Origin of the sequence: Paenibacillus tritici, assembly GCF_018207515.1 — a bacterium.
GTDB classification, from domain to species: Bacteria; Bacillota; Bacilli; order Paenibacillales; family Paenibacillaceae; genus Paenibacillus_AQ; species Paenibacillus_AQ tritici.
In genome coordinates, this window is record NZ_CP073365.1 from 851,690 (window position 1) to 872,615 (window position 20,926).

Annotated in this window: 12 protein-coding genes; 8 read left to right on the top strand and 4 right to left on the bottom strand. The window is 46.7% G+C overall.

Translation table 11 applies throughout. From position 1 onward, the window contains the following. Positions 1-42: 42 nt before the first annotated feature. On the bottom strand, positions 43-732 hold the full coding sequence (locus KDC22_RS03675; protein WP_211722105.1) for a response regulator transcription factor: 690 nt from the start codon (positions 730-732) through the stop codon (positions 43-45). Next, complete coding sequence (locus KDC22_RS03680; RefSeq protein ID WP_246553273.1) at positions 732-2,894, bottom strand: sensor histidine kinase; 2,163 nt, start codon at positions 2,892-2,894, stop codon at positions 732-734. Before KDC22_RS03680 ends, KDC22_RS03675 begins: the two co-directional genes overlap by 1 nt. A gap of 227 nt (positions 2,895-3,121) precedes the next feature. Between KDC22_RS03680 and KDC22_RS03685 the strand changes: the two genes are divergently transcribed. The 3 genes from KDC22_RS03685 (at position 3,122) to KDC22_RS03695 (ending at position 10,412) form a co-directional block, all read left to right on the top strand. Further along, positions 3,122-8,434 (top strand): S-layer homology domain-containing protein, encoded by a 5,313-nt coding sequence (locus tag KDC22_RS03685; protein ID WP_211722106.1) that lies wholly within the window; start codon positions 3,122-3,124, stop codon positions 8,432-8,434. A 243-nt stretch (positions 8,435-8,677) separates the two neighbouring features. Continuing rightward, complete coding sequence (locus KDC22_RS03690; protein ID WP_211723877.1) at positions 8,678-9,706, top strand: carbohydrate-binding protein; 1,029 nt, start codon at positions 8,678-8,680, stop codon at positions 9,704-9,706. Positions 9,707-9,794: 88 nt separating this feature from the next. After that, complete coding sequence (locus KDC22_RS03695; protein ID WP_211722107.1) at positions 9,795-10,412, top strand: type 1 glutamine amidotransferase family protein; 618 nt, start codon at positions 9,795-9,797, stop codon at positions 10,410-10,412. A gap of 259 nt (positions 10,413-10,671) precedes the next feature. Here the strand turns inward: KDC22_RS03695 and KDC22_RS03700 are convergent, their stop codons facing one another. Together KDC22_RS03700 and KDC22_RS03705 are read right to left on the bottom strand one after the other, a co-directional pair. Continuing rightward, positions 10,672-11,712 (bottom strand): ABC transporter substrate-binding protein, encoded by a 1,041-nt coding sequence (locus KDC22_RS03700; protein ID WP_211722108.1) that lies wholly within the window; start codon positions 11,710-11,712, stop codon positions 10,672-10,674. A 63-nt stretch (positions 11,713-11,775) separates the two neighbouring features. Continuing rightward, positions 11,776-13,473 (bottom strand): AraC family transcriptional regulator, encoded by a 1,698-nt coding sequence (locus KDC22_RS03705; RefSeq protein WP_211722109.1) that lies wholly within the window; start codon positions 13,471-13,473, stop codon positions 11,776-11,778. A gap of 424 nt (positions 13,474-13,897) precedes the next feature. Between KDC22_RS03705 and KDC22_RS03710 the strand changes: the two genes are divergently transcribed. The 5 genes from KDC22_RS03710 (at position 13,898) to KDC22_RS03730 (ending at position 20,925) form a co-directional block, all read left to right on the top strand. Beyond that, positions 13,898-14,206 carry a hypothetical protein gene (locus KDC22_RS03710; RefSeq protein WP_211722110.1) on the top strand — a complete coding sequence of 103 codons (309 nt, stop codon included), beginning with the start codon at positions 13,898-13,900 and terminating at the stop codon, positions 14,204-14,206. 427 nt (positions 14,207-14,633) lie between these two features. Continuing rightward, entirely contained in the window at positions 14,634-14,882 is a 249-nt protein-coding gene (locus KDC22_RS03715) for a hypothetical protein (protein WP_211722111.1), read from the top strand. Between the two features lie 432 nt (positions 14,883-15,314). Beyond that, the gene (locus tag KDC22_RS03720) at positions 15,315-17,366 is read left to right on the top strand and encodes a DUF4145 domain-containing protein (RefSeq protein WP_211722112.1); all 2,052 of its coding nucleotides are present in this window, start codon (positions 15,315-15,317) and stop codon (positions 17,364-17,366) included. 80 nt (positions 17,367-17,446) lie between these two features. Continuing rightward, positions 17,447-19,534, top strand: coding sequence for a type I restriction-modification system subunit M (locus tag KDC22_RS03725; RefSeq protein WP_211722113.1), 2,088 nt, complete (start codon positions 17,447-17,449; stop codon positions 19,532-19,534). Continuing rightward, positions 19,534-20,925 (top strand): restriction endonuclease subunit S, encoded by a 1,392-nt coding sequence (locus KDC22_RS03730; protein WP_211722114.1) that lies wholly within the window; start codon positions 19,534-19,536, stop codon positions 20,923-20,925. The genes KDC22_RS03725 and KDC22_RS03730 overlap by 1 nt, the downstream gene beginning before the upstream one ends. The last annotated feature ends 1 nt before the right edge of the window (position 20,926 follow it).

Here is a 20,926-nt window from a genome sequence, read left to right on the forward strand (position 1 = left end):
GGCTCCACTGACATTCACTGTCCTTGGAGCTGTTTGCTTTATTCAACGCTTGCCGGCCACCAGCATATATCCGGCTCCCCGGACTGTAATGATTCGCTCCGGATGGACAGGGTCGGCTTCGATTTTTTTGCGTAGATTACTGATGTGGACAGCGACCGTTCGCGTATCCTCCAGGCTCTTCATGCCCCAGATGAGATGGAACAGCGTATCGACAGTGACGACATGATTCACGTTCTGTGCCATATAGGATAGCAGACTGAACTCTTTTTTGGATAAAAAGATGGTTCTGCTGTCCATATTGACCGACTGTGCGTAGAAATCCAGCGTCAGCCCCGGCAGCTCCAGCAGTTGTTCCCTTCTGCCCGTGGACACTCTGCGAAGGTGGGCCTTGATCTTGGCTATGAGTACGCCCGGACTGAACGGCTTGGTCACGTAATCGTCGCCGCCATACGATAAAGCGCTGATCTTCACCTCGTCCTCCTCATGGCTGCTCAGGAACACAATCGGCGCATTCGTGTGTTTGCGTGCGTCCCTGCACCAGTCAATGCCGTTCTCATTGGCCAGCAGGACATCCAGAACAATAAGATCCGGGTTAAGCGATGCCAGCATCATCATGGCTTCTGTCCCGCTGTGGCAATACGAGGCTATGAAGCCTTCACGCTCACAGTACGCCTGAACAATCTCACAGATATGGGGATCATCATCGACGATCATAATTGTGTATGTGTCCATCACTCCGTCACCTTCCTGCTGCTGAAATACAAAGGTAGCGATACATAGAATATCGACCCCGTCTTGCCGTCGCTCTCCGCCCGGACGCTCCCGCCATGCGCTTGAACGATTTCTCTGCAAATCGCCAGCCCAAGCCCGCTCCCCTCTACGCCCATGTCCATGCCCGGCCGGTCAACCCTGTAATTGCGGTCGAAGATCTGCTCCAGCTGCTCAGGGGGAATGCCTGTACCAGAGTCTTGTACGCTAATGAGCGCACAGCGGGTATCTTGCACCTCGTCCACGGCTAGGGCAAGACGCACCACTCCGCCACTGGAGGTGAACTTCATAGCGTTCGACACCAGATTGAATAGCGCCTGGTCTAACCGTTGCGTATCCATCTCTACAACGGGCAAGCCAGGTCCATGATCCTCCGTATTTCCAATCTCCAGGTTGAAATCAAGCCCCGCGTCACGCACAACCAGCTCATATTGTTCATAGAAACCACGCAGGAAGTGTACCACAGGAACCGGCTCCATCCGGTACTCTACTTGCCCCGTCTCCAGATGCGACAAGAAGCTCAGCTCCCCGATCATGCGGTTAATCCTCACCGTGTTATCCCGGATATACATCAGGTATTGTTCATTGCGTTCCGGCTTCACCCTGTCCATTACCGCCTCGACATAACCGAGCATACTGGACAGCGGCATACGCAGATCATGTGTAATGTAGGCCAGCAGCTTCTTCCTGCCTTGCTCGGAGTGTAGTAACCGCTCATACGACATGCGGAGGTCTTCGTGAGCTGCGGATAAGGCATGTGTGCGCTCCAGCACGAGCTGCTCCAGATTGGCATTCATCTCCGTCAGCTTGGTATTGGCTTCCTGCAGCTCCCGGGCAATCCGCTCTTCGTTCGTTGCCGCCCTCGTAAATCTGGAAGACAGCAGCATCATCTGGGCGATCGTGAATACCAGCAGCCCGAACGGAGAGGTATTTCCGATTCGTGACCATTCGTTATAATACAGGAAATCGTTGATCACCGTAACCAGAGCAACCACCGATACGAGCAGGAAGATCAGCGCCCCCTCCATCCGCCGCATGGCCGCCGCAGCCAGCCCAACCATCAGATACACCATATGCAGAACAACGATGACACCGATCAGCAGCAGCATTCTTGAATAGAGGATGGCGGGGGTTACCACTATAACCACACAGAGTATGCCGGTTACGATCCGGCTGCCATGGCGGAACCAACGTGACACCACATCCGGGAAAATGCATTCGAAATACATAGTGATGATCCATCCGCCGAGGCAAAGAATCAGATATTCGATCTTGAACTGCAATTCCCACGGAAAACGGGGAAGCCACTGGGTAAGCATCAGCTCGCCGTTCAGCAGGGACCGGATACCGAACATCACGGTGAACAGACCGAAGTACAGTGGCGCCCTGTCCTTACGCCGCAGGATGTAGAGCAGCAGATGATACACGCCAATCACCAGCAGGCTTGCGGTGATGAACATATCTGAAGCAATCTTCAGATGGGTCTTGACCGTTAGCACGTTACTGCCGCCCAGCTCTATATCCTTGGTGATGCCGCCCCGGTTGTGATGGAAGTTCGCCACTTGCATAACCAGCTCTACCGTGTCGCCTTCGGGCTGGAAGAATACCAGCTTCGTAGCCAGACGCGGAGTCATGCCGTGCTTGTCCTGACCCACCTCACCGACTTCTGCCAGCAGTTCTCCGTTCACCCATAATTTATACGCATGAAAAATAGTAGGCAGCCGCAGCGCCAGCCGCTCATTCCTGTCCTGTCCGCTAAGCTGAATGACCAGCCGAAAGGTTGCGAAGCCTTGCCCGCTCAGCTCGTGACCCTCCAGCTTGTACCCCAGCCAGGAGCCGGGGATGTTGATATATCTATCCACCTGTTCCCCTGCTGCCATACGGTTCCGTATGTCCTCCGGCGAGAGAAGCTCTTGCCAGTAGAATTCCCATTCTCCTTGTAACTTCTGCGGATTCTTACCCATAGAGTCCTGCGTTAGATCCAGAATGCCTTCTTTGCTTTGAAGCTTGGGGGCGCCTGGCGATCCAGGCACGATGGCATAGCTAACGGTCAAACCGATAACAACGGCAACAGCGAGTTGAAACCAGATATTACGGGAAACGAATCTTAGCATACCCCTCATCATGAAGCCGACCCCAATCTACAAGATTCGCCAGCATAAGCTGATTCTCTTCATGATAGCATCATTGAAGAAAACTGTGTGAAATAGCAGAGTTTAAAGTTTTCTTTAAGTTTCATTTAAGGGCTAAATTACTATGATAGAATCCAGTTTAAGGAGACAAACCGTCGAAATTTGTCATATTTCCAGGCTGCTTTTGCTAGGAGAAAAGCACCCGAAAGAGGAGGCATAACTTGTACAAACGTATCATTAGTTTCATGCTGGCCGTGTTTTTATTGGTATCCATCATCCCCCCGGGAATCAGCTCAGCGAAGGCAAGCAGCCCGAATCAAGCGAATACTATCCTCAGCTTCAGTGATGTTAAGCCGTCCGACTGGTTCTATGCGGCGGTCAACTATGTACAGCAGAACGGATTGTTTAAGGGGACTGACAATGATCACTTCACTCCCCACGGCACGATGACCCGTGCTATGTTCGTAACGGTACTTGGACGTATCGCACAAGTGGATGTAACCCAGTATACAGAAGCGGCATTTGCAGATGTCCAGGGAGGCTCATGGTATGCACCCTATGTAGCTTGGGCAGTGGAGAGCGGAATTACAAGTGGTACAGGCACAAATAGCTTCTCACCTGAGGCCACGTTAACCAGAGAGCAGATGGCTACATTTACCGTCCGGTTTCTCGATACACTTACGATTCCTTATCCTCCCGATTCTACAATCAGCTCGAAGCCTAGCGACTTAGCTAAGGGTTCTCCTTGGGCTGCTGATGCGGTTACTAAGCTATGGCAGGCAGGCCTCATCAAAGGCGATGCGAAAGGCAATTTCAATCCTGCTGCGAATGCAACCCGTGCAGAGGCAGCTTCTTTCTTAATGCGCAGTCATGAGATGGTGAGCAAGCAAAGAGCAGCACAACCCACACCAGCACTAACCCCAGGATCAACACCAGCACCAGCGCCAACACCGGGTTCAACGTCTGCACCAGTGTCAGGGTCAGGGTCGGGACCAGCACCTAATCCTACATCCCCGCAGGCCACTTCACCAGGTACATACTACACAATTACCTTCCATACCAACGGTGGCAAGGAGATAGGCAGCAAGACTGTTGGTAAGGGAGACAAGCTTGGCGTGCTTCCGGCAGCCTCCAGAGCAGACTATCGCTTCCTTGGGTGGTATACAGATAGTGCGCTTACAGAAGAAGCGAAACCAGATGCAGTGGTCACCCGGAATATGACGCTGTATGCGAAATATGAGAAATTACCGGAGCTTGGACTGCTGACGCAAAGTGTTCCTACGATCACGAAGCTTGAACAGCCAAGCACGTTCACGATTAAGGTAGTAGACCCTTCCGGCACATTAACAGCCAGTGAAGTTAAGAACGCTGTTACCTTTACCTCTACTTCGCATTCCCCCTTCGCGGAGGAGACAGGAATTGCAGTCACTGGAAGCAAGGGTGAATTCACGGTTAGAGCCAACAACGAGAAGGGCGCTTATCCAGAGGGGGGAACGTTCCAGTTCAACCTGACCAATGAAGCTCTTCTTTTCAAAGACGGACCAACCGTACAGGATTCCTCTACTAGAGAGCTGGTATTTACAACTGCCAAAGCTGAGGTGAATAACCTCCAATATAAGTCTGACGTTGTATATGTAGCCGCAACGGATATCTCCATGATGAGTCAGGATGGGCAGAGCGCGGACTTTATTCCCAACTCCCTGTACCAGCTGGAGGCCAGCCCGGAAGAACGCAGCAGCTCTCCTGTTAATTATGAGAATGGCTACTTCATCTACGAGGGCAACGATATTGAGGTCGGGGATACCGTGATTATCTATCAAGGGACGCACCCGAATCAGCGGCTGGATGCATCAGATGATAATGACCTGTCTTATGTCAAAATCCGTTCGGTTACAGGACATGAATATCGTTATGGCGCTCCTGATATCAAGGATATTCTATTCATCCCGGATGTGCTGCCTGTCAATGTTCTTGCAGATACGGATGGTGATCCGGGCAATCTCTCTATCACCGTTCCTGCAGCCGATATGGATTACACAGACAGCAAGTATGCTGAATTTGAGTTTGATGAGCAGCTTGTCATTGAAGCCGGTGACTATATCTCGTTCTATCAGGGCGAATGGGGTAGTGATGCGGCTAAGCTAACAGACTATGCATTAATTACGGGTGTGAATCTGACGAACGGTGTGTATACGATCACGTATACGATTGCAACCGAGGATGACATGCTAAGATCACTGGATTATTACAAGAAGCAGGATATTGATAGTACAGACCTGATTCCTGAGAGTGAAATTCCGAAGCTCGAAGCACAGATGCGGCAGAAGGCGATGGATAGCGGTTTTGCGGAGCAGGCTGCCGGATATCTGGCGGCGATGGCGCTGGAAACGGATAGCTTCAAGGATCTTAGCGGAGATCTGCAGGTTGAAGAGAAGGATATCCAGTACCTATCCTCCCTTGAGGATACAGGTACCATGCAGATGAAGGTGGCCGGCTCGAAGGTAGAGGTGGAGCTGGAGGATATCAAGGTCAACATCGGCACAGACTTAAGCCACTTCAAAGGCAAGAGCGGAGTTCGCGCATCTATAGAGATTACGGCCGGGGTCTCGATCGAAGTGGATGATGAGAATGAAATCAAGATCAAGCTGACGGGTGTATTCGAGCAGGAATTATCCGTAGGTATATCCGCGAGCGGGGAGATTTTCTGGAAAAAAGCCTGGTTCATCCCCTATCCGGCAGATTACACGATCAACGCTAACATTGATGTGTTCACGTACACGGCGGTTCAGTTCGATGCCAACATTGGATTGTTCGAGCAAGAGGAAGATCCGGATTGGAATGACGACAGTGTAGAGAATATTGCCAAGCAGCTGAAGAAGATTATGGAGGAAGCTGAAGATCTCGATGATCAGGAGATTGATGCGATCTCCAATTCCTTACCTGATCTGTACCAGGCCATGCTGGAGAACGATAATGACTGGGTAGATATTGTCGAGCAGAATCTGCTGAAGGTCAGCTTCCGCGTAGTGGCGGGACTGATTGAAGTAACGTTCAGGGCGGATTTTGTGGTGAGTGCCAAAGTCAATGTCTCGCTGGGGATCATCTACACCTATGAGAACGGCCAGCGGTACAGCTATAACATCCGGCTATTGGCAGGAAGTGTGGGCAATTCGAAATCCACCCTGGTACCGGAAAAGTATGACTTCACGTTCTACGCCATGGGTGAGCTGGGGCTCCGGGCCGGGATACGGTTAGAGGTGGCCGTGGGCGCATTATCCACCTCTCTCAATAGTATCGGCGTTCAGGTAGAGATGGGCGGCTACATTAAGCTATGGGGATTCTTCTACTATCAATATAGCCAGACCCAAGGCAAAGCCTCCACCTCTAATGCTGCCGGAGCCATCAATGTAGAGATCGGGCTGTATCTGGATGTTAAGGTTATCGCCCAGGCGTTCAAGGGAACCTTCTCCGTCGTGCCATTCTCAACATCCTATGAATTCCCGCTGCTGACCATAGGTTCACGTTATGTGGTGATTGACTTTGCCTATGATCAAGACGATGTACAGGATGTTAATCTGAAGGGGAATGACTATATCTTCCCGCTGGATGATCACTTCCTGGAGATGAGCTATATGGATCTTCACGAAGGTGAAGTAGAGAACCAGGTGTATCATCAGGTTGATCAGTATTTCGATATCTCGTTCTCGAATGCGAACTTCTACTATGATCCATTGAAGCGTCGAGTCCTCGTGGGTAATTTCGAACCTACAGGCGTGGACACGGTAATGACCATTGCCTGGAGATCGCCGATCGGAAGCTTCAAATCTGAACCGCTTAGCCGCACGATTAATCTGCATTATGATGATCTTAGATCAAGCTACAGCATGAACCTGTTGTCCTATGATCGCGTAGTGAATCCGCCTTCGCAATCCAAAGTCATTACTAGAATCTGGGGGGAGTATAACTCCGATATCCCGAAACAGCCTGATCCGGTTAGAGTCGGATACCATTTCACAGGCTGGTACGATGATGTGAATGCCTCAGTGCCGGTAACCATTCCTGCCAAAATGCCTGCAAACACGACCTTACTGTGGGCGAAGTGGTCACCAAAGACGGATACACCGTACCTGGTGGAGAGCTACACTCAGAATATTTATACCGGACAATACAGTCTTCATTCGGCAGAGAGGTACAGAGGGACAACAGACAGCGTAGCTGAATATGAACCCATGGATATTTGGGGGTATCGTTCACCACAGAAGCAAGAGATCAAGATTAACGCGGATGGGACAACGGTGATTAAGTATTATTATGAACGCGGAAATACTGCATTAACCTTCGCGTTCGATTATCTATCCCGATTGGGACTGCCTTTTGGAGTGAGTCCAGAGGTCAGAGAATATCGGCCAGGAGCTATCCTGGACCCGCCGTATCCGGCTCTTCCAGGGCTAACCTTCGTAGAGTGGGAGAATATAGATGCAACCGTTCCTTTGGATGCCCGGACGTATCAGGCTATTTTTGAAATTGCGAATATAGATCTGAAGGTTAATTATTATACTAGAAATGATCTGGAGTCGGAATTCACTAAGCTTGGTAGCGAAATTGTATCGGTTCCTGCCTGGAGTACGTATGACGCTTCTAAGGAAGACCTGCTGGCCCGAACGGAGTACATGCTGCAAACAGAGACATCTGTTATTCCAGACCAGTCACCGTATATTATGTATACGAATCCGGAGCAAGTGTCTTCCACAGGCTTGAACCTCTATTACGAGAAGCTGTACGATGCAGCCTTTGATCTGAACGGAGGCAGCCTGACGGAACAAGATATTAGCAGTGGCGGCGGCAGTATGGTAGGCGGCAGCTACGTCATCTATACAGCTCAAAGTTACCTATATGGAAGACCGAATAATCCGACTCGTGAAGGCTTTGAATTCATGGGCTGGGAAGGCTGGGCTGCGGATGAGATCAAAAAAGAAATGCCCGCACAGGATGTAACCTATACAGCGATTTGGAAAGCGAAGTACAAAGTGGAGCATTACGTTAGAGGTGTTGGCATTGATGACGACTATACGCTCTATACCACAACGGAGCATTTAGGCCTTGAACATGAGACTGTAACTGCAGCTGTATACGGCATTGAGGGCTTCATGTTCGATGCCGGGTCCAGTCTGAATGTAACCACCGGAACCGTGAAGGATGACGGCAGCCTTGTACTGAAATTGTATTATGAAAGAAATGTATATGCAGCGAAATTCATAGCTACTGATCCGGATACTGGAGAACAGGAAGTATTATTTGAAGAGACCTACCGGTACGGCGCGGAGTTCAGCATTCCGGCGAGAAGGACCTATGCCTATCGCAAGGTTCTTGGCTGGAGAGCCATAGATGGAGGGCCGGAGATCGAAAGTATCTACGTGCGTTCCCTCCCCATGCCTGCACAGAACGTAACCTATGAGATGATTCTGGGTGACTACGCTGACGACGGGGGCGGAGGGTTCCCGGGTGGGGGAGGCTTTCCGGGCTGGCCGTTCTGATGATTAATTGAATTAAATAAGGGGCTTCTCGGTCATCTTCGGATGATTGGGAGGCCCTTTGTTTGGTTGGCGTGGCTGGTTAATCCGTATTTTGCAGCAAGACATAGTGAGTTGTCCATTCCTCTGCCCGTTAAAATTCATCAGGTATGGAATTAATTTCACAAATGACAATACAATATAATACCCTGTGGATCGCCTAATAAGCGAAACCGGTAAATTAAATTAAGGAGGATTATGAGATTGATGAGACTGAAGCACAATGCTCCAGCCAGAGCCGTATCCCTAATGGTAGTTGTAGCAATGTTCCTATCCCTATTCTTCACCGCCTTACCGCAGGCAAATGCGGCCGCCAGAGGAGCATGGGCTCCCAATACGGCTTATGCAGTAAACGATACCGTCACTTATAGCGGAGGTACCTATACCTGTCTTCAGGCACATACTTCCCTCACAGGCTGGGAGCCAGTTAATGTTCCTGCACTATGGAAGAGCGGCAGCACTACAACGCCAACACCGACACCTGCGCCGACCACACCCCCGGCTACGAATGGAGTCATCTTGTATGCGAATATTAACTATGGGGGCAATGCCGTAACCCTTGGTGTAGGCAATTATGTATTATCTCAGCTCAATGCTGCCGGAATTCCGAATGACTGGATGTCCTCGCTCAAGGTTCCTAACGGCTGGACGGTTGAAGTGTATGCGGACGATAATTTCGGCGGCACGAAGTGGACCTACACGGCAAGCTCCTCCTGGGTCGGCGACAGTGTGAATGACAAGATGTCTTCGGTCAAAATCTATACGGGTTCACCGAATCCTTCGGTAACGAGGCCCTCCGAGGTGCCCAGCCAGATCTGGACCTATGCCATGAATGTGGACAATAAATTCGGAAAAGGCGGAGATTTCGCACTGCTACTGAGCGCGGTGATCAAGAAGGAGAGCAGCTTCGGAGCAGGCCTGCCGGGCAGCCCATCCGCCGGTGACGGATTGATGCAGGTGGAGCCGAACACCCGTAATGCCTATCTATCCCAATTCAGCGCCAAATTCGGCCGCACGTATAATCACAGCAGCGAACAGGATCAGGTAGCCTTAGGCGGACTGATTCTCGATGAGAAGATCGTCAGATTCGGCAATATCTACAACGGACTCTTACACTATAACGGAGGCGACAACTGGTATCCGGGCGCTACCGATTCTTACGGCCGTCCGATTCTGGCGGATCAATATGCCAATGCTGTGTATGCTACGTATAAGGGGTATGGGGGGCAGAATTAAAAGAAACTCAAACAGCTTCGCTGACAGCATGTGTCAGTGAAGCTGTTTTATAATAAAAAAAGAAAGAAACTTGAAGGAGGACGTACAAATGAATAATAAGGTATATCTATATGTGTTAGACACCATGGCAGACTGGGAAATAGGGTATCTAACGGCTGAACTGAACTCGGGAAGGTGTTACAAGGAGGGACAAGCCCCCTCTACAATAGTAACCGTAGCCAATGAGAAGACACTGATCACTACCATGGGCGGACTGAAAATCATGCCTGACATCACGGTAGAGGAGTGCAGCTTGGTAAGCGGAGATGCCTTGATCCTACCCGGCGGTGAGACCTGGACCGAAGCCATCCACAAGCCGATCCTTGGGCTCGCTGAGAGATGTGTACAGGAGGATATATTAGTGGCAGCGATCTGCGGGGCTACCATGGGACTTGCCCAGGCCGGACTGCTGAACTCACGCCCGCATACAAGCAATGATCTGGAGTATCTCAAAATGATCTGTCCCGCCTACACCGGCGAAGAGTTCTACCAGAACCAGCCTGCTGTAACGGACGGCAAGCTGATCACGGCAACCGGCATCGCCCCGCTGGAATTTACTCTGCATGTGTTGAAAGCCCTGGATGTATTTGCACCAGAGAAATTAGAGGCCTGGTATGGTCTGTATAAGACTCAGGAAGCGAAGTATTACTATGCGTTGATGGGATAAGAGCAGTTAAGCAAGACCGCCCTCTCTTCGCGGACGGGCTGAACACCCACCACTCGGAAAGCTTGGTTCGTTTGGTGGCAGGCTACTGCCATCTGGACGAACCTCTCGGTCTGAAGGGAAAGCATGGAACTCTGGCGACCCAACCGAGTCGAAACAGTGGAAGAAGCCGAGGACGAGGTGCAGAACCTGCAAAAGCTGGGCGCGCCGGAAGCATTTCTCGATATCTGCCACGATAGGCCATTTCCTCGCTGCTCTACGACTACTTCCCGAGCGCTTGGACGATATCGTTAATTTTCAGATCATCGGCCAACATGCCATCGCTTATCCAGTGTTTGGCTCCAACCATATAGATATTCCCTTGCTGATAAGCTGGAAGCCCCTTCCAGACAGCGGATTTCTCAATTTCGGCGAAGCCTTCGAGATCCTTCTTATAATCTTCCGGCCCTCCACTGGCGCTGCCAACTGTGACGAATATATAGTCGGCCTTAATTTGTGGTAACAACTCCATTGATATTGTCGCATTTTCTCTTTCGGGTTCCTTCTTCTGCAAATCCAAGGCAAGTGGATCGGCCTGCAGACCAAGATCATGGTACAGGGCGGTCGCATAGCCTTGCACCTGCTCAGAGGACAGAATCGACGGGAAATACAGGCGGAAATCTTTGGCCGTAACCCGAACTAACGCTACCGTAGGTTGGGCCGCTATAACAGGTGCCAGATCCTCCCTAGCCTGCGCCACCTTCTCTTCATGGGCTTTGAGAGCAGCTACCGCTTTCTCCTCCTGACCTAGATCTTTGGCGATCTCAGTAATTGAACTTCTCCACGTCCGGCGGTTATAGACGATTGTCGGCGCGATTTTGGACAGGGCATCGTAATCTTCCTGTGTGATAACATCGAATGCAATGATCAAGTCGGGGTTCGACTGAAGCACCGCCTCCGGCGAAAGGGATGGGAGCACCTGGATATCCCGGGCTTGCAGCTGTGGCATCAAGTAATTGTCTGACCCCGCCGTTACAGCCAGCACGACCGGTAAATCAAGAGAGAGCAGCATATCCTCCAGATTGATCGAAGCAATCCGTTGCGGATGGACAGGAATATCCGTTTCACCGAATTTATGCTGAACCGTGAGAAATTGGGGCGCCGAAGAAGTGTTTTGTGTGGCGACTCCCCCTTCTTCTCCTCCACAAGCGGTCAGAAATACAAGCAAAAGTGCAATACATGCATGAATAGCAGCTTTACGTTTGAAAAGCAAAATATACCCTCCCTCAACATTGATAATCATTATCAATGTTGATTTTAGCATAAGCCTATGTCCCCATACATGGACAATTGTGCGGGATACCCATGGACACCGATGCTAAGTCGTTCAGCCTCCTGTGCCGCCGAACAACGTAACGACCCGATCAATAATCATGTTGTGAGCGAGCGGGGAATAGTCGAGCCAAGGCATCTCGTGCTGTTCGTAGACATGTCCTTCTCTAACAGCCACCAGCCCGGTCCACTGTTCTAATTCGCGAAGGGTCTCCCAGGTGTGCATGGAAGCGGGGTCCCCATCGACGATCAGCAGCAACCGGTCGCCCGTATACGAAGCAAGGTCCTCGATGCCGATATTGCGATAGGTCTGAATGTCGTGCACATCATATGCAGGGTTCAAGCCAAGGTCCTCGAATAGCACGGCTCCGGCATTCCGGCAGCCATAGACAAGCAGCTCGCCAAGCATAATGTGCAGCACAGACACTGTATGCTCTCCGAGTCCCGATCGGAGCAGCGCGCCGGCCCGCTCCGCTTTTGCCTCATAAGCGGCCAACCACAGCTCCGCCTCCCTCATCTTGCCAACCACCAGCGCTACTTGGCGAAAATGACTGCGCCAGTCCAGCCGGTTCCACGCAATGACTACGGTGGTAGCCAATTGGCGGATACAGCCCTGGGAGATGGCATCTTCATATTCACTGCAGATGATGATCTCAGGACGAGCTTCAGCAAGCACATCCAGATTTGTTCTCCACTTCTCAAAGCTCATGGTCTTGGAACGCGACAACTGATACGGAATATGTTCCACGTAATCTAATCTGTGCAAATCCCGGCGTTTGTCGACAAGCCCCACATAAGGAGTTATACCCAAGGCAAGCAGATGACCCGTATAAGGAAAGCTGATAGCCGCTATTTTCTCTAGCTTTTGCTTGATATAGTTCGTGGGGGAAAGTCCGACCGTTTTTTTGAATTTGCGGCTGAAATAAAATTCGTCGGCAAACCCAACCTGGCGAGCAACGTCGCGAACTTTTCCCCCGCCAGTGAGCAATCGTTCCTTGGCCTGATTCATCCTGATTCCGTTCAAATATTCCATAGGACTGTATCTAGTCCTTGCCTTGAACAAGTGGGCGTAATGCCAGACACTCATATCGGCCAATTCGGCGAGTTTCTCACGTGTAATGAGCTCAGGGTAGTGGGTATGCATATAATCCATTGTTCGCTCGAGCCGCGATATATTCTCAGCTGTATCGGCAGGTTGTGACAGAAACAGCTGGTTCAGCAAGTCGAAGAGCAGCATCTGACGCCGAAAGGAGAAGCTAGACCTGTGTGGAGTTGGAAGCGACTGTTCGCCGGAATAAGAGTCAACTCCCTTGCCGGAGACGCCAATCTTGCACAGCTCCTCAGTCCGTCCGAGCACCTCCGCGCTCTGCTGGACCTGTAGCTTGCCATACAACTCATCAGCGAATCTTGCTTGACAGAACAGGGCCTCGTTATCCTTGACACCCCCCGCCCTCATGACCGGATTCCACAAATCGAAGCTGATTCTGTAATAATTCAGTGGATTATTCGCGGATGTTCGTAATTCCATCAACATCCCGGGAGCCAATAGATAAGCGTGGCCCCGCTCCATTGGATAAGTCTGTCCGTTATATTCAAGCTCTCCCTTGCCGCTTACAATGAGAAGCAGCACGTGAGATTTGACAAATTGTCTTTCCGGGAGCGACATTCTTGTAGAGAGGATATGCTCCTCAGTTCCAGGCTGTAAGAGCATGTTGTCCAAGTTGTTCGTTTCCACTTGCCTATGTTGATCCACCGTTGCACCTCCCCCTGCCTTGATTATATCAATAACAAAAACGAATTGTCATATGCGTTCATCTGATGGAGAACCCATAGAACCAGACGGATGAAAAGGTCAAGCTTCGATCTTTTTTCTACAGGAAAATCCTCTCTCCAATCAAGCGAACTAAAGGTTAGCATAAGCATCATTGCTTCAAACATTTTCAAGAATCAATGGGGAATTGAAGAATTGCTAATATCTATTAGGTAATTAGAATTATTTGGCGGCATCATGAAGCTTAACTGGTGAACAAGTAGCTGAGTTATTTAGAAAGTCTGGAATTAAGCGACTTGTACCCTCTCTTCATGGAGAGGGTATTTCTGTTGGTCGGGGGGATTCGAACATATGGTACGATGTGAGGGATGCTTGATTGAAGGTTAGAGGCTAAGGGGGAAGGCAAATGGAGGCAATACACTCTCATAATTGCAATCTGAACATATGGTATTATCTACCCGATGAAGTATGGAATAAAGTTGCTAAGTTATATGAGCGTATGCCCGGTTGGATGGGGTACATAGACGGGATTCCACACTGGTATGGGCAAGAAGAAGATGATGTTTATATTCAGGCATCCGTTGAGCTAAGCGGATTATCATTTTATGCGCAGATGGATCAGAGCGATTGGGATTCTTGGATCGGAAGGTTTAAATCTGAGGCGACCAAGGTATTGGGGTTTGAGGTGGGGGAGCCTGAGGATGGGGTTGAGTAAAGAATATGTCATTGTATCACAACCATCAGTTACGTAAGGACTCCTCTTCCGCGGCAACGGCCAGTCTCTATCAACAAGGGAATCCTCTGGAGCAAATGAACCTGAAAGCGTATAGTCCTATTTTCCCAGCATTTTTGCAGAGCCTGCTTATTTGTTAACGCGTATAGAAACCCCTGTATTCTTGCAGTATTATACATAGATTCCATCCGGCGAAACGGCCGTTGCCTTAGAAATCCCCAAGGGGACGATGATTGTGGCCATTCCGGAATAAACACAAGGCTCCTCATTCTATGAGTTAGGATATGGCTATACCAGCTATCCTACTTATGAGAAGGGGTGGCGGTAGGTTCGTCAGTTCAAGACGATAGAGGATGCAAGCTCTGCATGGAGCGAAGAGTATTATTTATGTGAAAGCTTAGAGGCAGTATTGGATACAGCGATTGGTGCAAACAAGCCTTTTCGTGCCGCGGTGCGTCAGCAGCAATGGACCCTGGAACGGGGGACGGATATATTTGCACGATATATTGATGACGTACTGTATCAGAATGGAGTTTATCTTTCGCCGCCGGATTTGTTTTATCGGGTGGTTGATCGTTGGGAGATTATGTTGCTTGGGGTAGTGGGGGTTATCTTCGTTTTTCTGTTAAAGTCGAGTTTAGGGTTTTCTCGGATTTGAAGATAGGAAGAATTCGGGGCTACATAATCTTCATTAACTGGAAGGCCTTCATTGCGACAGTCTAAGAACAGTACAATCGAATTAAATCAAATTAACACTGACACTATTTCATACTTAATCTTCATGTCAGGAGGTTGGTATTTTAAACCAGTTTATTCGTCTTACTGGTGAAAATATCAATTGCTAGTTTTTAGATTGAGTCGGAAGGAGTATGGATAATATAAAAAGCCAAAGATTCGATATAATTCGCATAAATGGATATAAATATCTTCTGTATAATAGTACTATAGAAGTATAGAAAATGACTAATTCCGCAGAAGAGAGTGACGATTTGTGTGCGCTGATTATATTGCGTGTATCTTTGGAGCTGCGTGAGATGGCGACCACTGTTACACGTTTTTCTATTTTATACAGGAGGCGATCAACCAAGTTATGGTGTCATTATTTTCTTTTTTGGAAGAGGCCCATAGTGGGCTCTCTGTTTTAGCTGTTGAAGCGGAAGAAGCGGTTTGGAGTAATCCACGTGCTACACTAACGCAAGGCAGGCTATTCAGTGAAGAGCTGGCCTCTATCGTATCCAAGCAAGAGAATCTGGAAAATGTATTCGCCTTAAAATATCATGAACGAATACATAAATTGTCTCGGGAAGGGATTTTGCCTGAAGAGATCAAAACCAGTTTTGAATGGCTACGATTGAGTGGAAATCAGGCCTCCCACGATGTCAAATCAATTCCCATTGAGCTCGCAATTACAGCTCACAGACATATCTTTGCGTTGGCTTCGTGGTATGTAGAGTCCTATGGACCCTTGGAGATTGAGACGCCAGCCTATCAGATGCCCTTTAAGCCTTCAAAAAGTAGTTCCAATCTTGTTACAAATGAGCTTGTAAGTGAACATTTGGGGCAGCTATTGAATGAGCAGATTGAGACGAAGCTACTGCCCACATTGACGGAGCAGTTCAAGTTTTTGCATGACAGCATCTCCAAGGTGGCAGGTAGTTTGGATGAGTGGACGCGGCAGCAACCAGTGTCAGTGGAGGAGGGAAATTTAGGTGCCACTACGACAGGTATAGCCACATCAAAGAATGCAATAGAGTTAATTGAATCTTCCGATTCAAGCGAGAAGTTGGAAATCGGCAACTATCTGGTTGGTCGTGGGCTTTTAACTATTGACAAACGACCAAACAATGGAGCTTTGTGGGTAATCGGCGGATGGGAGCTCAAAGACGAACTTTTTTCGTTGAAAGATCAGGGTCTTTATTTCAAATTCGCCAGAAACGGAAGCCAATCAACCAAACGCCAACCAGCTTGGTTCTTGACCGGGAAAGAGCCCTCCACTGAGCGCTATTTAAACGTACAGGAAAATCAGGAGCAAGATAAGGTACGAATTCTCGATGATCTTGAAATAATGCTTAAATCAGTTATCGGTGATCTATCGATAAATGATCTAACGGAGGAAATTCCCGATTCGTCTGCTCAAATAATAATTGAGCTGGATCAGCCAAGGAATGAGGTTAATCCTAACGTACAGGAAAAAACAGAAGCAGTTTTAGGAGAACGGCAAGATGTAGCGTCTATGTACATTGAAGATATCGTTCGGACATATCAGCAACGGGAAATTCGTTTTCCAGTATCAATGTCTGACTTTTCGCTGGATGGACTACAAATTATTGGTTGTGACGCATTACTTCGAAGTATGCGCGATGAACAAGGTTGGACAGCAATTTCTAATCTACCGCATGAGCTTTCAGAAATTACAGAGAATGTTAGCGGTGCTGGTACGAAGACAGTTGCCAAGTTGGTTAAGCAGATGGAACAGTCCATTCAAAATGAGAAGAAATTGATTGGTTCCGGTAACCGCAAGGCCAATCTAGTTATTGCTTATAGAGCTCTGAAAAAGAAACTGGGCAGACGTCCAACATACTTGGAGATGCATCAGCAGGGGACTTGTGACAGTAAGGAGTTTCGTCAACTGTTCGGCTCCTACCACTTGTTTCTGTTGAAAGCCAAAGAATTGGACAAGCAGAAAGCCGCAGTGGCTCAGCGATATGAACAATGGCTACTGGAAGCAGAATCGACCATCATGCGAAAAAGCTATAAAATGGTTGTGCTACTCATCATGCTGGAGCGCGGATCGGATGGTTGGATGAAGCCGATTACGGCCGAAGAGGCTGCATCCTTTTTCTATGCCTATTATATGAATGACCCGGATAAGAAAAGCATTGACTTCTCAGATGATGAGACTCGTAAACTGTGGGAAGAACCACTGGACAAAACTGCACGGCTAATTGCAAGGATGCCTATGAGCACCTGGGGCAGCAGCTCCAATAGGGTTGTCTCCTACAATAAGGGGCAGTTTAAACTGTTGTTCAACGTGCGGGAGAATGACCGGGAAATACTGTATGAGTGGACGCGAGATATATGTGAGTATCGGCTGACTAGTTATTTTGAGCGGAAGTCTGAGAGTTATAGAATGTTAGAATGATTACTGAAAATGATTTGGCATTGGTGATGCGGGTAGATCTAAGACAACGAGCTAAATGACAGAGGAGACATAATAAATATATGAATAATTTTAACGATAAGGTAAGTTTCATATGGAAAATAGCCGAACTCTTAAGAGGGCCTTATAAACCTGAGAAGTATGGGGATGTAATCTTGCCTTTAGCGGTGCTCAGAAGGTTTGATAGCCTGCTTGAAGATACTAAACCTGAGGTAATAGAGAAGGCGAAAACTACAGATATTGAAATGATTCTTAATAGGATGACTGGTCACGGTTTCTCTAATAGATCTAAATTCGACTTTAATAATCTATTGAATGATCCAGACAATATTAGAGCGAATTTCGAAAGCTACATTCGGAACTTCTCAATGAATATAAGAGAGATCATGGAGAACTTCGATTTTGATAAGGAAATAAAGAAGTTAGATGATAACAACATGCTGTTCTTGGTAATCAAAGAATTTGCTCAAATCGATCTTCATCCTAATTCAGTAACGAATCAAGAGATGGGTTATATCTTTGAAGAATTAATTAGACGATTCTCAGAAAATGCCGAAGCAGGGGATCACTATACACCGCGAGAGGTTATAGTATTGATGACCAATATTCTTTTTAATGGACTTGAGCAGGAGTTAACTCAGGAAGGAACCATATTCACAGTAGGAGATTTCGCATGTGGTACAGGAGGAATGCTGTCCGTAGCAACCGATTATATCCATGAAATGAATCCGAATGCCCAGATCGAAGTTTTCGGTCAAGAAATTAATCCCCAATCTTATGCTATTTGCAAGTCGGATATTCTTATTAAAGGGCAAAAGGAAAAGAATATTGTTCTTGGCAATTCATTCACAGCAGATGGACACCGTAATGAAAAGGTTAGATTTGCTCTCATGAATCCTCCCTTTGGTGTTGATTGGAAGAAGGATAAAGATCAGATCGACAAAGAAGTTAAGGAACAGGGCTTTAAGGGCCGTTTCGGTGCGGGAACCCCTAGAACCTCAGATGGATCTTTGTTATTTCTTCAGCATATGGTATCAAAAATGCAAGAGGATCAAAAAGGATCGCGTATGGCAATTATTTTCAACGGGTCTCCACTTTTTACAGGGGATGCGGGTTCAGGTGAATCCGAGATTAGGAGATGGTTAATTGAAAATGATCTATTAGAAGGGATTATCGCTCTACCTAACGACTTGTTTTACAACACAGGGATAGCTACTTATATATGGATTGTTACCAACCGTAAGAATGACGACATTTTGCGTGGACCTATTAGAACAGGGAAAATACAGCTTGTCGATGCAAATGGTTTTTCTCACAAGATGAGAAAATCATTAGGTTCCAAAAGGAATGAAATCAGTAAATCTGATATCGATGAGATCGTTAAAATTTATGGTAACTTTAAGGAAAATGAATATTGTAAAATCTTCGATAATAAAGAATTTGGATATCTGAAAGTAACCATTGAGAGACCTTTGCGGCTCAACTTCCGGATTTCAGAAGAAAGAATTGAGAATCTATATTCCGAATCTGCCTTCTCTAACCTATATGATCAGGACAAGGTTGAAGATTTAGAGTTGAAAAAGACAACTTTGAAGATTAAGAAGACAGAATTGACTGAGCTTGAGAAACAATATAAGGGCAAAGAACTGCAAGATAGTATTTTAAATACATTGAAGCCACAGTGCAACAATCAAATATATAAAAACAGGGATGAGTTTATAAAAGTTCTCCAAGATATTCTGCACGACTTAAAGCTAAACAACACGCTATTTAAAGCAGTATTGATGGGGTTATCGGAACGGGATGAAACGGCTGATTACTGTTATATTGGCAAGAAGAAAGAAGCAGATCCCAGCCTACGAGACACAGAAAGCATTCCGCTGTCTATAGATGTTGATAATTACGAATTCGACAATGAGAAGCATATTAAGAAGGAAAATCAGAACATACTTGATTATGTAGATAAAGAAGTTAAGCCCTATGTGAAAGAGTTTTGGATTGACCACACCAAGACGAAGATTGGATATGAAATTCCTTTCACAAAATACTTCTATAAATATGAAGAATTAAGACCATTTGTAGATATAATGGCCGAAATTCAAGAGCTTGAGAAAGAGATTCAGGTTGAGATCAAGAAGGTGCTTGGGTAATGGGTGAAATTAAGTATAGAGCAGAGGAAGAGATGAGGAATAGTGGCATTGAATGGCTGGAGAAAGTGCCGCATGAGTGGGGAGTTACTAAGTTAAAATATATGATGTTAGTTAACCCTGTTAAATCAGAAATTAAAAATAAAAATCAAGAGTGTAGCTTTGTCCCAATGAACAAAATTCATAATGGAACTATTGAAATAGATGATGTGAAAAGAATAAGTGAAGTATATGATGGCTACACATATTTTAAAAATGGTGATATTGTAATGGCGAAAGTAACCCCATGCTTTGAAAATGGTGACATTGCAATAGCATCAGATTTAGTAAACAATATTGCATTTGGCACGACAGAGATAAATGTATTTAGAGTTAAGTATGGATATGACATACGATTTGTATACTATAGATTGCAAGAATCTCATTTTATGAAATATGGGTCAGTCCACATGACTGGAGTTGCGGGTCTGAAGCGGTTACCTACTAGCTATATTACCGATTTTAAAACATTAATACCAAGAATGAGAGAACAACAAAAAACATCCAATTTTCTTGACGTTAAAACAGCACAATTCAACACCATCATCTCAAAAAAAAAGCAACTAATTAAGAAATTAGAAGAAGCTAAAAAGAGCCTCATTTCCGAAGTTGTTACTGGGAAAGTGAAAATCGTCGATGGTGTGATGGTGAAAAGGCAGCCAGAGGAAATGAAGTACAGTAGAGTTGAATGGTTAGGAATGATACCGAGGGATTGGGAAATAAAGAAAGTTAAGTATTTTACTACTAAAGTCGGAAGTGGGAAAACCCCTAAAGGTGGAGCAGAGTCGTATGTTGATGATGGAATAATTTTTTTAAGAAGTCAGAATGTGCACAACAACGGTATCGAACTTGGGGATATTGTGAAAATTGATAAGAGAACTGATAGAGAAATGAGTAATAGTAGAGTTATTGACCAAGATCTTTTATTAAATATAACAGGTGCATCGATAGGCAGAAGTTCAATATTTATTAATATGGATTTTAGTGCTAATGTTAATCAACATGTATGTATTATTAGACTTAGAAAAGAAATTGAAAACAAAGAATTTTATCTGTATTTACTGCAAAGTCATTTTTTGCAAGATCAAATAATGTCTCTTCAAACAGGTACTTCTAGAGAAGGTTTGAACTTTGAACAGATAAAAAATTTGTTATTTACTCATCCTAAATCGGATGATGAACGTGGAATTGCTTTGGAGTATTTAAGAGCACAATTAAATGACTTCAATAACATAATTCTAAAAAATAAAATCCAAATCCAAAAACTAAAACAAGCCAAGCGATCCCTAATCTCCGAAGCAGTAACGGGCAAAATCGACTTAAGAGATTGGGAGATTGTTGAGGAAGGAGAGTAGT

Excerpts from the sequence above, each read along its gene's own strand:
- KDC22_RS03675 (WP_211722105.1), bottom strand. The coding sequence starts at position 732 with ATGGACACATACACAATTATGATCGTCGATGATGATCCCCATATCTGT.
- KDC22_RS03680 (WP_246553273.1), bottom strand. The coding sequence starts at position 2,894 with ATGATGAGGGGTATGCTAAGATTCGTTTCCCGTAATATCTGGTTTCAA.
- KDC22_RS03690 (WP_211723877.1), top strand. The coding sequence starts at position 8,678 with ATGAGACTGAAGCACAATGCTCCAGCCAGAGCCGTATCCCTAATGGTA.
- KDC22_RS03695 (WP_211722107.1), top strand. The coding sequence starts at position 9,795 with ATGAATAATAAGGTATATCTATATGTGTTAGACACCATGGCAGACTGG.
- KDC22_RS03700 (WP_211722108.1), bottom strand. The coding sequence starts at position 11,712 with ATGCTAAAATCAACATTGATAATGATTATCAATGTTGAGGGAGGGTAT.
- KDC22_RS03710 (WP_211722110.1), top strand. The coding sequence starts at position 13,898 with ATGGAGGCAATACACTCTCATAATTGCAATCTGAACATATGGTATTAT.
- KDC22_RS03720 (WP_211722112.1), top strand. The coding sequence starts at position 15,315 with ATGGTGTCATTATTTTCTTTTTTGGAAGAGGCCCATAGTGGGCTCTCT.
- KDC22_RS03725 (WP_211722113.1), top strand. The coding sequence starts at position 17,447 with ATGAATAATTTTAACGATAAGGTAAGTTTCATATGGAAAATAGCCGAA.
- KDC22_RS03730 (WP_211722114.1), top strand. The coding sequence starts at position 19,534 with ATGGGTGAAATTAAGTATAGAGCAGAGGAAGAGATGAGGAATAGTGGC.